This window comes from Micromonospora sp. NPDC005203, from assembly GCF_042872705.1.
Lineage (GTDB): Bacteria > Actinomycetota > Actinomycetes > Mycobacteriales > Micromonosporaceae > Micromonospora.
Genome location: NZ_JBIAKV010000023.1, coordinates 16,114 through 28,443 on the forward strand (window position 1 = coordinate 16,114; position 12,330 = coordinate 28,443).

The 12,330-nt window shown below is 73.0% G+C and carries 13 protein-coding genes; 7 read left to right on the top strand and 6 right to left on the bottom strand.

The features are described 5' to 3' along the window. Positions 1-161: 161 nt before the first annotated feature. On the bottom strand, positions 162-806 hold the full coding sequence (locus ACFYPM_RS30830) for an HAD family hydrolase (RefSeq protein ID WP_387204475.1): 645 nt from the start codon (positions 804-806) through the stop codon (positions 162-164). Between the two features lie 65 nt (positions 807-871). After that, positions 872-1,732: a carbon-nitrogen hydrolase family protein gene (locus ACFYPM_RS30835; protein WP_387204478.1), complete on the bottom strand. Its 861-nt coding sequence runs from the start codon at positions 1,730-1,732 to the stop codon at positions 872-874. Positions 1,733-1,810: 78 nt separating this feature from the next. Between ACFYPM_RS30835 and ACFYPM_RS30840 the strand changes: the two genes are divergently transcribed. The 6 genes from ACFYPM_RS30840 to mug all read left to right on the top strand — a co-directional run bounded on the left by ACFYPM_RS30840 (position 1,811) and on the right by mug (position 6,342). Beyond that, the gene (locus tag ACFYPM_RS30840; RefSeq protein WP_365069814.1) at positions 1,811-2,383 is read left to right on the top strand and encodes a helix-turn-helix domain-containing protein; all 573 of its coding nucleotides are present in this window, start codon (positions 1,811-1,813) and stop codon (positions 2,381-2,383) included. Positions 2,384-2,464: 81 nt separating this feature from the next. Then, a complete protein-coding gene (locus tag ACFYPM_RS30845) occupies positions 2,465-3,406 on the top strand; it encodes a TIGR04222 domain-containing membrane protein (protein ID WP_387204481.1) in 942 nt (313 codons plus the stop codon). Beyond that, positions 3,403-4,221 carry a DUF692 domain-containing protein gene (locus tag ACFYPM_RS30850; RefSeq protein ID WP_387204484.1) on the top strand — a complete coding sequence of 273 codons (819 nt, stop codon included), beginning with the start codon at positions 3,403-3,405 and terminating at the stop codon, positions 4,219-4,221. The genes ACFYPM_RS30845 and ACFYPM_RS30850 overlap by 4 nt, the downstream gene beginning before the upstream one ends. Next, positions 4,218-4,763: a hypothetical protein gene (locus tag ACFYPM_RS30855; protein ID WP_387204487.1), complete on the top strand. Its 546-nt coding sequence runs from the start codon at positions 4,218-4,220 to the stop codon at positions 4,761-4,763. Before ACFYPM_RS30850 ends, ACFYPM_RS30855 begins: the two co-directional genes overlap by 4 nt. Then, entirely contained in the window at positions 4,748-5,509 is a 762-nt protein-coding gene (locus ACFYPM_RS30860) for an SDR family oxidoreductase (protein ID WP_387204490.1), read from the top strand. Before ACFYPM_RS30855 ends, ACFYPM_RS30860 begins: the two co-directional genes overlap by 16 nt. Before the next feature lie 191 nt (positions 5,510-5,700). Continuing rightward, positions 5,701-6,342: a G/U mismatch-specific DNA glycosylase gene (gene mug / locus ACFYPM_RS30865; RefSeq protein ID WP_387204584.1), complete on the top strand. Its 642-nt coding sequence runs from the start codon at positions 5,701-5,703 to the stop codon at positions 6,340-6,342. A 129-nt stretch (positions 6,343-6,471) separates the two neighbouring features. Here the strand turns inward: mug and ACFYPM_RS30870 are convergent, their stop codons facing one another. The 3 genes from ACFYPM_RS30870 to ACFYPM_RS30880 all read right to left on the bottom strand — a co-directional run bounded on the left by ACFYPM_RS30870 (position 6,472) and on the right by ACFYPM_RS30880 (position 9,604). Then, positions 6,472-8,448 carry an ABC transporter ATP-binding protein gene (locus ACFYPM_RS30870; RefSeq protein ID WP_387204587.1) on the bottom strand — a complete coding sequence of 659 codons (1,977 nt, stop codon included), beginning with the start codon at positions 8,446-8,448 and terminating at the stop codon, positions 6,472-6,474. 114 nt (positions 8,449-8,562) lie between these two features. Beyond that, complete coding sequence (locus ACFYPM_RS30875) at positions 8,563-9,330, bottom strand: enoyl-CoA hydratase/isomerase family protein (RefSeq protein ID WP_387204493.1); 768 nt, start codon at positions 9,328-9,330, stop codon at positions 8,563-8,565. Positions 9,331-9,376: 46 nt separating this feature from the next. Beyond that, the gene (locus ACFYPM_RS30880) at positions 9,377-9,604 is read right to left on the bottom strand and encodes a helix-turn-helix domain-containing protein (protein ID WP_007462679.1); all 228 of its coding nucleotides are present in this window, start codon (positions 9,602-9,604) and stop codon (positions 9,377-9,379) included. 216 nt (positions 9,605-9,820) lie between these two features. Here ACFYPM_RS30880 and ACFYPM_RS30885 point away from each other — a divergent pair, with 216 nt between their 5' ends. Then, positions 9,821-10,420 (top strand): cadmium resistance transporter, encoded by a 600-nt coding sequence (locus tag ACFYPM_RS30885; protein ID WP_387204496.1) that lies wholly within the window; start codon positions 9,821-9,823, stop codon positions 10,418-10,420. A 67-nt stretch (positions 10,421-10,487) separates the two neighbouring features. Here the strand turns inward: ACFYPM_RS30885 and ACFYPM_RS30890 are convergent, their stop codons facing one another. Next, on the bottom strand, positions 10,488-12,092 hold the full coding sequence (locus tag ACFYPM_RS30890; RefSeq protein WP_387204499.1) for an ABC-F family ATP-binding cassette domain-containing protein: 1,605 nt from the start codon (positions 12,090-12,092) through the stop codon (positions 10,488-10,490). Positions 12,093-12,330: the final 238 nt, after the last annotated feature.

The following is a 12,330-nucleotide window of genomic DNA, read 5'->3' on the forward strand; positions in this document are numbered from 1 at the left end:
GGGCGGGCGGGCGCGTGGGGCGGGCCGCGCGGGGTCGGCGCGGGGCGGGCGGGCGCGTGGGGCGGGCCGCGCGGGGTCGGCGCGGGGCGGGCGGGCGCGTGGGGCGGGCCGCGCGGGGTCGGCGCGGGGCGGGCGGGCGGGTGGGTGGGTGGGTGGGGCGTTCAGCGGGCGAGGATGGTGGCGACCGCCGCGATCAGCCCGTCCGCGGTGCGGCTGGGCGCGAACCGGACGTCCGACCAGGAGCGCCCGCGGTGCAGCCAGACACTGGGCAACCCCACCGCGGCGGCGCCACCGATGTCCGCCTCCGGGCTGTCACCGACCACCCAGGCGCCGCGCAGCGGCATTCGGACCCGCTGGGCGGCGAGCGCGAAGATCCGCGGGTTGGGCTTGCTGACGCCGCATTCCTCGGAGATCACCCAGTCCGCGACGTAGCGGTCCAGGCCGGTCCGGCGAATCTTGGCGTCGTCGACACGTACCGTGCCGTTGCAGACCACCACCGGCACCCAGCCGGCGTCGTCGGCGATCCGCAGCGCGCAGGCGGTGAGCGGGTCGAGCCGGGTCTGCGCCACCACCCCGTCGTGCAGCTCCTCCACCAGGTCGATCGAGGGGATGCGCAGCTCGTAGCGGTCCCGGATGGCGTCGGCGAGATCCCAACGGTCGGTCAACCCGTCGGCGTCGATCGAGACCAGCCATTCGATGTCGCTGGGGGGCGCGCCGATGCCGTCCAGGAAGCGCTCACCCCAGCGGCGGAACGGCCCGGCCCGATCCAGCAGGGTGTTGTCCAGGTCCAGCAGGAGCAGTGGCACTCGGGCACCCTACGGGACCGACGTGTCCGCCAACAGATGCAGCGGGTACCGACCTGACCATGTGCTCAGCCGGACATCGACGACCGGGGGCCACCCTGGTCCGCGAGCCGGTCGGCGAGCATCGAATGGGCCGACCGGGTGGCCGCGAGCACGGTCGGGTCAAGCGTCGCCACCAGCACCGCCGCACCGTCGTCGGCACCCCGGTCCAACACCCGTCCCTGCGGGTCGTAGATCGCCGCGCCGCCGTTGAACCGCCACTCCTCGACGCCGCCGACCGCGTTGGCGAAGACCACGAACATCGTGTTGTCCAGGGCTCGCGCCGCGTAGTAGAGGTCCCGGCGGTGCTCGGAGCCGACCAGGTATCCGCTGGGGCACAGGTAGGCGTGTACGCCGTCGAGGGCGGCGGCCCGGGCGTGCTCCGGGAAACAGCCGTCGTAGCAGATGCCGAGGCCGAGCCGCCAGTCGTCGACGAGCAGCGTGGCGCCCCGATCGCCGGCGCTGAACAGGTCGCGTTCGTCGCCCCACAGTTGCTGCTTGTCGTAGCCGACCCGGATCGCGCCGGTCCGGTCGACCACCAGCGCGGCGATGGTCCGCCGGCCGTCCGGGTGGCGGGCGGCGGCACCGACCAGCGCGGTGACGCCGGCCTCGCGCGCCGCGACGCGCAGCGGGTCGAGCCGGGGATCCGCGACCACTCCACCCGGATCGGCCGTGACGTCCGTGCCGGCCGGGTCGGCGGCGAGGGTCGGCGGGTGGTACGCGCAGAGGAACAGCTCCGGCAGGACGGCCACCCGGGCGCCCCGGTCGGCGGCCCGGCGCACCAGGTCGGCCGCGGCGACCGCGTTTCCGGCGACGTCTCCCGGCGTGGGGGTGGCCTGGATGGCGGCCACGGTCAGCGGGGCGGTGGGCACGGGGCGGGGCGGGGTCACCGGGCGATGGTAGACGGCGACGTTCCAAGCCGTACGTACGGTTTGCACACCCCCGGGGTGACCTGCGACGATCGACGCGTGCCCAGAGTAAGCCAGGACCAGCTCGACGCGCGCCGGCAGGAGATCCTCGCCGCCGCACGGGCGTGTTTCGCCCGGCTCGGCTACGAGGGAGCGACCGTACGCCGCCTCGAGGAGGCCACCGGCCTGTCCCGCGGTGCCATCTTCCACCACTTCCGCGACAAGGACTCGCTCTTCCTGGCCGTCGCCGAGGACGATGCCGCCGCCATGGTGGAGACGGTGGCCCGCAACGGTCTGGTGCAGGTGATGCGCGACCTGCTCGCCCGGGCCATGTCGCCGGACACCACCGGCTGGCTGGGCAGCCAACTGGAGGTCTCGCGCCGGCTGCGCACCGACCCGGCGTTCGCCAAGCGCTGGGCCGAGCGCTCCGCCGCGATCGCCGAGGCGACCCGCGACCGGTTGGCGCGCCAGCGTGACGCCGGGGTGTTGCGCGAGGACGTCCCGATCGACGTGCTGGCCCAGTTCCTGGAACTGGCCTACGACGGCCTGGTGCTGCACCTGGCGATGGGCCGCCCGGCCGGTGACCTGGGGCCGGTGCTCGACCTCGTCGAGGAGGCCGTTCGCCGTCCCTGACCGCGTGGGCACCGGTCCGCCGGCCCTGGCGACGCTGCTCCACAATGGGGCCGCCGATCCCTCCGGCGACAGGAGCAGTCAGTGATCGTCAACGCCGCGTCGGGCGACACCTGGGGCATCCCCGGCCCGATCTTCCTCCGGTTCTACCTCGTGGCGGCCGCCGTGGCGGTGGCGATCGTGGCCTACTACCGGATCCGTCCGCTGACCGCCCCGGGGCAGACCGCCCACGATCCGCTCGGGCCGCAGCAGGTCGCGTACCTCAACGGCGGCCCCCAACTCGCCATGAACGCCGCGCTGGGTGGGTTGCGCGGCGGCGGTGCGATCGCCGTGCGACCGGACCGTCGGCTGACCACCGTCGGCGCCGCGCCGACCGGGCTCACCCCGCTGGAACAGGGCATCCACTGGGCCGCCCACCACCACTCGCGGGTCCGGGACCTGCGGCAACACAGACACGTACGCTCCGCGCTGGACCAGCTCCGCATCGGCCTGGAGCAGCGCGGGTTGCTGACGAGCCACAGGCAGCGGGAACTGTACGGCTTCTTGATCGCGTTCCTGGCCGTCCTGCTGGGCCTCGGTGTGTTTCGGCTGATCTACGGCCTGGTCAACGGTCACCCGATCGGTTACCTGCTGCTGACCCTGGTCCCGCTCCTCACCATCGTGCTGGTGCTGCGCCGGCCACCCCTGCGGACAAGGGCCGGACGCGCCGCGCTGCGCGACGTCCGCCGCCAGCACGCCCACCTCGCACCCGCCTCCGCGCCGGCCTACGCCACCTACGGAGCGGCCGGCGCGGCGATGGGCGTGGCCCTGTACGGCACCGCCTCGCTCTGGGCGCTCGACCCCGGTTTCGCCGAGCAGGCCGAGATCCAGCGCCAGGCCATCTCCAGCAGCGGCGGTTCAACGGGCGGCTCCGACGGCTGGAGCGGCGGCGGCGACAGCTCCGGCGGCGGCGACAGCTCCGGTGGAGGTAGCTCCTGCGGCGGTGGAGGTGGCTCCTGCGGCGGTGGCGGCGGGTGCGGCGGATGACCGGGCCGTCCGGGGTGGGCATCGGCTGGCGGTCGGAGATCGCCGGGTTCGTGGCCGAGCTGCCGGGGCTGCGCTTCGTCGAGGTGGTGGCCGAGGCGGTGTCCGCCACCGGGCCGCTCCCACCCGGCCTGGCGCAGCTGCGCGAGCGCGCGGTGGCAGTCGTACCGCACGGGGTGCGGCTCTCCCTCGGCGGTGCGGAGCCGGTCGACCCGGCCCGGGTCGCGCACCTGGCCGCGGTGGCGCACCGTCTGGACGCGCCGCTGGTCAGCGAGCACATCGCGTTCGTCCGAGCGGGCGGCCTGGAGGCCGGGCACCTGCTGCCGCTGCCGCGCAGCCGGGAAGCGGTCGACGCGGTCTGCGTCAACGTGGCACGGGCACAGGCCGAGCTGCCGGTGCCGATCGCGTTGGAACCGATCGCCGCGTTGCTCGACTGGCCCGACGACGAGTTGGACGAGGCGGACTTCCTCACCGAGATCCTCGACCGCACCGGGGCACTGCTGCTGTTGGACGTGGCGAACGTGCACGCCAACGCGCGCAACCGAGGCGGCGACCCGCTGGCGTTTTTGGACCGCCTGCCGCTGGAGCGGGTCGCGTACGCCCACGTGGCCGGTGGCGCGGAACGCGGCGGTTTTTACCACGACACCCACACCGACCCGGTGCCGTCGGCGGTGCTGGAGCTGGTCGAGGCGCTCTGCGCCCGACGGCGACCACCGGCGCTGCTGCTGGAACGCGACGGCCACTACCCGCCGGCCGCCGAACTCCGCGCCGAACTGGACGCACTGGCCGCCGCAGCGGGCTTTCCGGCCGTGACATGACGGGCGCGCCCGACGGCGACGCCGCGCCCACGCCCCGCGCGGGGCTCGCCGAGCGACAGGCCGAACTGGTCGCGGCGCTGGTCGCCGGGGGTGCGCCACCGGCGGGATTCGCACCCGGCCCGCTGGCCGCCACCCGCGTGGCGCTGCTGGGCAAGCGGGCCGGCGAGGTGGCCCGGCACTGGCCACTGCTCGCCGCCGGTCTCGGCGCCGGGTGGTCGAAAACCTTCGCCGACTGGGCCGCCCGGCGACCCACCGCGGGAGCACTGCGCGACGGTTGGGACCTGGCCCGTGCGTTGCGCGACCAGCGGGCGCTCCCCCCGATGGCCGCCGAGGAGTTGGCCGTCCGGGAGGCGCGCCTGCGCTACGACGGGCTCCGGGCGCCGCGTCCGCGCCGGGCGCCGGCGGTGGGCCGCGCCGGCGGCGCGGTCGCGGTGCAGATCGCCGGCCGGGTACGCCTGCTGCGCCCCGCCCCACGCGTATCCACCCCTGCTGGCGACGCCCTGCCGAATGCGGCAAGATCGGCATCATGGACCTCGGACTGACCGACCGCGTGTACGTGCTCACCGGTGCCTCCCGGGGCCTGGGTTACGCGACCGCGCAGAGCCTGGTCGCGGACGGTGCCCGGGTGGTGCTCTCGGCCCGGAATCCGGAGGCAGTGGCCGCCGCCGCGGAGCGTTTGGGTGGTCCCGAGCACGCCGTCGGGGTGACCGCCGACCTCACCGACCCGGAGACCCCGGGGCAGCTCGTCGCCGCCGCCCAGGAGCACTTCGGCCGGCTCGACGGTGCGCTGATCTCGGTCGGCGGCCCGCCGCCGGGCAACGCCGCGGCGATCACCGACGAACAGTGGCGGCTCTCCTTCGAAACGGTCTTCCTGGGCACCATTCGCGCGGTCCGCACGGTGGCCGCCGCGCTGCCCGAGGGCGGTGCGATCGGGCTGGTGCTCTCCACCTCGGCTCGCGGCCCGGTGCCCGGCCTGGGCATCTCCAACGGTCTACGGCCCGGCCTGGCCGGCGCGGCCAAGGACATCTCCGACGACTACGGCCCGCGCGGCGTACGGGTGGTCGGCCTGTTGCCCGGCCGGATCCTGACCGACCGCAACCGGGAACTCTTCGCCGCGACCGGCGACCCGGAGCAGGCCCAGGCCGCCGCGGAGGCCAGCATCCCGCTGCGCCGCCTCGGCGACGCCGCCGAGTTCGGGCGGGTGGCCGCGTTCGTGCTCTCCCCCGCCGCGAGCTACCTCACCGGGATCACCCTGCCGGTCGACGGCGGCGCGCTGCGCGGGCTGTGACCCCTGACGGGGCGCGACCCGCCCGCGCTGTGCCCCCCGACGGGGCGCGACCCGCCCGCGCCGTGACCCCCGACGGGGCGCCTGCCCGTGCCGTGACGTCGCCCGAGAGGGCCAAGCCTGACTACCCGGCCGTTGATCGACTCGGGGTCAAGGAAACCGGGCGGTCGACGCGACCAGGACACCCCGACTTCCTGGAAACCGAGTCGATCAAGGCGCGGCACACCGGACGGCCGGGACCCGGGGGCCCTGCCGATCGTCACCCGACGGCAACACCCCGGTCGGTCCGGCCGAGCCGCGCGGACCTGGCGGCGGCCACCGATCGGACCATCCCGGACGTCCTCGCGCCGGGGTTGGCGGTGCTCTTCGTCGGCATCAACCCGGGCCTCTGGTCGGCTGCGACAGGCTGGCACTTCGCCCGGCCCGGCAACCGGTTCTGGCCCGCCCTGCACCGGGGCGGGTTCACCCCCCGGCAGCTGCACCCGAGCGAACAGGATCGGCTGCCCGCGCTGGGGCTCGGCATCACCAACATGGCGGCCCGGGCCAGCGCCCGCGCGGACGACCTGAGCACGGAGGAACTTCTCGCCGGCGCGGCGATCCTCACCGGCAAGGTGGCCCGGTACCGGCCGCGCTGGGTGGCGGTGGTGGGGGTGACCGCGTACCGGATCGGTTTCCAACGGCCGAAGGCCACCTTCGGGCCGCAGCCGGAGCTGCTGGCCGGCGCCCGACTGTGGGTGCTGCCCAACCCGAGCGGCCTGAACGCGCACTTCACGCCGGTCACCCTGGGCCTGGCCTTCGCCGAGCTGCGGGCGGCGACCGAGCTACCGGCCCTTTGATCGACTCGGTTTCAAGGAAGTCGGGCGGTCGAGGCGACGCGGATGCCCCGATGTCCAGGAACCCGAGTCGATCAACGCGCGGGGCTCGCCCCAACAGCCGCGACGGACGCGACCCGTGACTGCCTGCCGTCAGTTGGCGGCGGCCGGTGGCAGCACCTCGTCGGCCCGGTACGTGCCCAGGGGCATGACTACCGGCTCGGGGCCGGTCGCGTCGACGAACGGGGTGGGCGAGTCGGCGACCGCGAACTGGGTCCGGTACAGCTCGGCGTAGAGCCCGCCGACCGCGACCAACTCGTCGTGCCGCCCGCGCTCGACAATCCGTCCGCCGTCGAGGACCAGGATCTGGTCGGCGTCGCGCACGGTGGAGAGCCGGTGCGCGATCACCAACGCGGTACGTCCGGCCAGCGCCACCGACAGCGCCCGCTGCACCGCCGCCTCGCTCTCCGAATCCAGGTGTGCGGTCGCCTCGTCGAGGATCACGACCGACGGGGCCTTGAGCAGCAGACGCGCGATGGCGATGCGCTGCTTCTCGCCACCGGAGAACCGGTAGCCGCGCTCCCCCACCGTGGTGTCCAGACCGTCGGGCAGCGCCCGGACCAGATCAGCCACCTGCGCCCCGGCCAGGGCGGCCCAGATCTCGTCGTCGGTGGCGTCCGGTTTGGCGTACCGCAGGTTCTCGGCGATCGTCTCGTGGAACAGGTGCGAATCCTGGGTGACGACGCCGATCTCGTCGCGCAGCGAGGCGAGGGTCGCGTCCCGCACGTCCACGCCACCGACGAGCACCTGCCCGTCGGTGACGTCGTAGATCCGGGAGATGAGCATCGACAGCGTCGACTTGCCGGCCCCGGACGGGCCGACGAGAGCGACCATCTGCCCCGGCTCGACGCTGAACGAGACGCCCTTGAGCACCGGCTCGTTGATGGTGCGGTCGAGCGTGGCGACCTCCTCCAGGGAGGCGAGGGAGATCTCGGCGGCGCTCGGGTAGCGGAACCGGACGTCCCGGAAGGCGACCCGGCCGGCGCCCCGGGGCACCGCCACCGCGTCGGGCTTCTCCACGATGCCCGGCTTGAGGTCGAGCACCTCGAAGACCCGGTCGAACGAGACGAGCGCGCTCATCACGTCCACCCGCACGTTGGAGAGCGCGGTGAGTGGACCGTACAGGCGGGTCAGCAGCAGCGCGAGGGTCACCACGGTGCCCGCGCTGACGCCTCCGGTCACGGCGAGCCAGCCACCGAGGCCGTAGGTGAGCGCCTGCGCCAGTGAGGCGACCAGCAGCATCGCGACGAAGAACGTACGGGAATACATGGCGGACTGGATGCCGATGTCCCGCACCCGCTCGGCCCGGTCGGCGAACCGACGGGCCTCGATCTCGGGCTGGCCGAAGAGCTTCACCAGCAGCGCGCCGGCCACCCCGAACCGCTCGGTCATTGTCGCGTTCATCTTGGCGTCGAGGTTGTACGACTCACGGGTGATGTCGGCCAGCCGCCGCCCCACCCGTCGGGCCGGGATGATGAAGATCGGCAGCAGCACCAGCGAGAGCGCGGTGATCTGCCAGGAGAGGGTGAACATCACCGCGGCGGTGAGCACGAGTTGGATGACGTTGCTGACCACGCCGGACAACGTCGAGGTGAACGCCCGCTGGGCGCCCAGCACGTCGTTGTTGAGTCTGCTGACCAGGGCGCCGGTCTGGGTACGCGTGAAGAACTGCAGAGGCATCCGCTGCACGTGGTCGTAGACCCGGGTGCGCAGGTTGAAGATGATGCCCTCGCCGATCCGGGCCGAATACCACCGCTGGGCCAGCGAGAGCAGCGCGTCGGCGACCGCCAGCGCGGCGATGAACAGGGCCAGCCGCACCACGAGCCGGCCGGCCTCGGCGTCGCCCCGGTTGATCGCGTTGATGACGTCGCCGGCGAGCACCGGTGTGGCCACGCCGATGACGGCGGCCAGGACCACGGTGACCAGGAAGACGATGATGTCGCGCCGGTAGGGCTGGGCGAAGGCCACGATGCGTCGGGCGACCCCGCGCTTGAGCCGATGGGTGGAGACCTCGTCGCTGTTGCGCATCGACCGGAGCATGCTCCACCCGGCCATGCCACCGCCGGACATCGGGTTGGACATCGCTCACCTCCGGGGTCGTCGGGGGACTGCACCGTCAGGCCAATTCTCCCGACAGCTGTGACAACCTCGGTCGTAACCTGGATCTTCCCGGCCGGTCCTTACCTATTCTCCCTGGCCCGCCAGATCCCGCAGTCGGCGGGTCTGCGCCTCCCGCTCGGCGCGCTGCTGGTCGGCGTGCGACCGCCCGGCCGCACCCACCAGCAGTGCCTTGATCTCCACCACCGCGTCGCGTGCTCCGGCGAGCAGCCCGGCGGCCAGGTCCTGGACCGCGCCATCCACCTCGGCCGGTGGCACCACCAGGGTCGCCAGCCCGATCCGGTCCGCCTCGGCGGCGTCCAACCGGCGGCCGGTCGCGCAGATCTCCAGTGCCCGCGCGTACCCGACCAACTCCACGAGACGCTTCGTGCCGGCCAGGTCGGGCACCAGGCCGAGGGTCACCTCAGCCATCGACAGCTTCGCGTCCGTGCTCAGCACGCGCAGATCACAGGCGAGCGCGAGCTGGAAGCCGGCGCCGATCGCGTGGCCCTGCACAGCGGCGACGGAGATGACGTCCGGCCGGTGCAGCCAGGTGAAGCCAGCCTGGAACTCCGCGATGCGCTCGGCGCATTCCTGCTCGGGCAGCGTGGCCAGCTCCGCGAAGGAGCCGGGGCCGGAAGCGCCAGCCACCGCGAGGTCGAGGCCGGCGGAGAACGCACGCCCCTCGCCCCGGACCACCACCACCCGCACGTCACCGGGCAGCTCACGGGAAAAGTCGCTCATCGCCCGCCACATGGCAGGCGTCTGAGCATTGAGCACGTCGGGCCGGCACAACGTCACCGTGGCGACCGGCCCGTCGCAGGTCAACCGAACCCCGGTCGCCTCGGTGTTCACCGGGCGGTCCGGGGCGTGGCGCTTGTCGACGACGCGGGGAGGCGGGTCACGCCTTCTTGCGGCGCCGGGCACCGCCGCGCTGACGCAGCTGCACCCCTGACTCGGTGAGCACTCGGTGGATGAACCCGTAGGAACGGCCGGTCGAGGCCGCCAACGCGCGGATGCTCTCCCCCGACGTGTACCGCTTTACCAGGTCCTTGGCGAGCGTCTGACGCTCGGCTCCGACGATCCGGCGACCCTTCTCAGTGCTGGTGGCTGTGCCAGTGGCTGCCATGCTGTGTCCTCACGTCCCAGACTGTGCGGTTCGGATACGGTCCCACCTATTAGACCGCCTCGAACGATCATGCGCCAGATATCAACTCTTCGCCAACCGACACGCTATGCAATGTCAGCTTCCCGATAGAGTGATCCTGGCAATCGACACCGGCGCGGTGTCCGGGCGTACCACGGCCGTGTGCCGGCGGCGTGCGGCGACCCGTAGCCTTCGGTCGTGATCGACCTGTTGGGCACCGCGGCCGGAGCGGCAGTGGTCTTCGCCGCCACCGACATCGACGACATCGTCATCCTGACTCTGTTCTTCGTCGGGGCCCGCACCACCGGGCGGCCCCGACCCTGGCAGATCGTCGCCGGCCAATACCTGGGCATCGGCGCGCTCGCGCTGGCCAGCGCGGTGGTCGCGGCTGGCCTGCTGGTGGTGCCGGACCCGTGGACGGGGCTGCTCGGGTTGCTGCCGATAGCGCTGGGCGTACGCGCGCTACGGGGTTCCGACGACGACGAGACCCCCACTGTCGGCACCGGCCTGCTCGGGGTGGCCGGGGTGACGATCGCCAACGGCGCCGACAACGTGGCCGTCTACGTACCCGTCTTCCGTGCCCTCGGCCTGGCCGACAGCGCGATCTTTCTGCTGGTGTTCGTGCTGCTGATCGCCCTGTGGTGTGCCGCCGGGGCCTGGCTGGGCGGGCACCCCCGCGTGGTCCGGCTGGTCGAGCGCGCGGGCCACTGGCTGGTGCCGGCGATCTTCGTCGGCGTCGGGGTGGTGATCCTGGTCAGCTCCGGCGTGCTGGGCCGGCTGGTCGACCTGCTCGGTTGAGAACCTCACCGCGCTCGGTTGCGGACCTCGACCTGCTCGGCTGCGGCGCGCCCGGAGGCGACGCCGGTCAGGCCAGCTCGACCAGCTCGAGCAGGTCGTCGCTCCAGGCGTCCTCGTCGCCGTCGGGCAGCAGGATCGCGCGGTCCGGCTTGAGCGCGAGCACCGCGCCCGGGTCGTGGGTGACCAGGACGATCGCGCCCGGATAGTTGGCGATGGCGTCGAGCACCTGCTCCCGGCTGACCGGGTCGAGGTTGTTCGTCGGCTCGTCGAGCAGCAGCACGTTGGCACCGGAACAGACCAGGGTGGACAGGGCCAGCCGGGTCTTCTCGCCACCGGAGAGCACCCCGGCCGGCTTGTTCACGTCGTCACCGGAGAAGAGGAACGCGCCGAGGATCTTGCGCAGGTCGGTGTCGGACTGCTCGACGGCGGCGGCGCGCATGTTCTCCAACACGGTCCGCTCCACGTCGAGGGTCTCGTGCTCCTGGGCGTAGTAGCCCAGCCGCAGGCCGTGACCCGCGTGCACCTCGCCGGTGTCCGGGCTGAGCAGCCCGCCGAGCATCCGCAGCAGGGTGGTCTTGCCGGCGCCGTTGAGCCCGAGGATGGCCACCCGGGAGCCCCGGTCCACCGCGACGTTGACGTCGGTGAAGATCTCCAGCGAGCCGTACGACTTGGACAGGCCGGTCGCGGTGAGCGGGGTCTTGCCGCACGGCGCGGGGCTGGGGAACCGCACCTTGGCCACCCGGTCGGCGACCCGCACCTCCTCCAGGCCGGAAATCAGCTTCTCGGCACGGCGGGCCATGTTCTGCGCGGCCACGGTCTTGGTGGCCTTGGCCCTCATCTTGTCGGCCTGCGCCATCAACGCGCCAGCCTTCTTCTCCGCGTTGGCCCGCTCCCGACGGCGACGCCGCTCGTCGGTCTCGCGCGCCTCCAGGTACGCCTTCCAGCCCAGGTTGTAGACGTCGACCACGGATCGGGTGGCGTCGAGGAACCAGACCTTGTTGACCACCGACTCCAACAGCGCGCCGTCGTGGGAGATCACGATCAGGCCGCCCTTGTGGTTGGCGAGGAAGCCGCGCAACCAGGTGATCGAGTCGGCGTCGAGGTGGTTCGTCGGCTCGTCGAGCAGCAGGATGCCGCCGCCGTTCTCGCCCGCGTCGCGGAACAGGATCCGGGCCAGCTCGATGCGCCGGCGCTGACCGCCGGAAAGGGTGCCGATGGTCTGCGCGAGCGCCCGGTCGGGCAGCCCGAGGTTGGCGCAGATCCGGGCGGCCTCGGCCTCGGCCGCGTACCCGCCGAGCGCGGCGAACTGGTCCTCCAGCGCGCCGTAGCGGCGGACCATCTTGTCGCTGGCGTCGTCGGCGAGGCGTGCCTCGACCTCCTGCATCTGGGACATCAGGACGTCCAGGCCGCGCGCGGAGAGCACCCGGTCGCGGCCGGTCACCTCCAGGTCGCCGGTGCGCGGGTCCTGCGGGAGGTAGCCGATGGCACTGCGCGCGTCGATCTGGCCGGAGTACGGCTGCCCCTCGCCGGCGAGCACCTTGAGCGTGGTGGTCTTGCCGGCGCCGTTACGACCGACCAGGCCGATCCGGTCCCCCGGCTGCACGCGCAGGGTGGTGTCGGACAGCAGGATCCGGGAACCGGCACGCAGTTCCAGGCCGGTGGCTGTGATCATGTTTTCGGGCTCGCTCTCGGGGTCTGGAAGGCTGACTCGGGGCACGCGAAACGGCCGGCGGGCTCAAGGGGCCCGACGGCGCGGGGCGGTTCAGCCTTCGCAGCGCAGCACCCGACAAGTGTACCGGGCGCCGCTGGAGCGCCCGCCCGGATTACCGATCAAGATCATCGGGTACCGAAAGCGCTGTCCGGACCCCGTCCGGCACGTCACCGACACAACGACTCTCACACGACATTCA

What these genes read in the sequence shown, in the direction of transcription:
- ACFYPM_RS30850 (WP_387204484.1), top strand. Translation starts at nt 3,403, where the DNA reads ATGACCGGGCCGTCCGGGGTGGGCATCGGCTGGCGGTCGGAGATCGCC.
- ACFYPM_RS30855 (WP_387204487.1), top strand. Translation starts at nt 4,218, where the DNA reads ATGACGGGCGCGCCCGACGGCGACGCCGCGCCCACGCCCCGCGCGGGG.
- ACFYPM_RS30860 (WP_387204490.1), top strand. Translation starts at nt 4,748, where the DNA reads ATGGACCTCGGACTGACCGACCGCGTGTACGTGCTCACCGGTGCCTCC.
- ACFYPM_RS30870 (WP_387204587.1), bottom strand. Translation starts at nt 8,448, where the DNA reads ATGTCCGGCGGTGGCATGGCCGGGTGGAGCATGCTCCGGTCGATGCGC.
- ACFYPM_RS30880 (WP_007462679.1), bottom strand. Translation starts at nt 9,604, where the DNA reads ATGGCAGCCACTGGCACAGCCACCAGCACTGAGAAGGGTCGCCGGATC.
- ACFYPM_RS30890 (WP_387204499.1), bottom strand. Translation starts at nt 12,092, where the DNA reads ATGATCACAGCCACCGGCCTGGAACTGCGTGCCGGTTCCCGGATCCTG.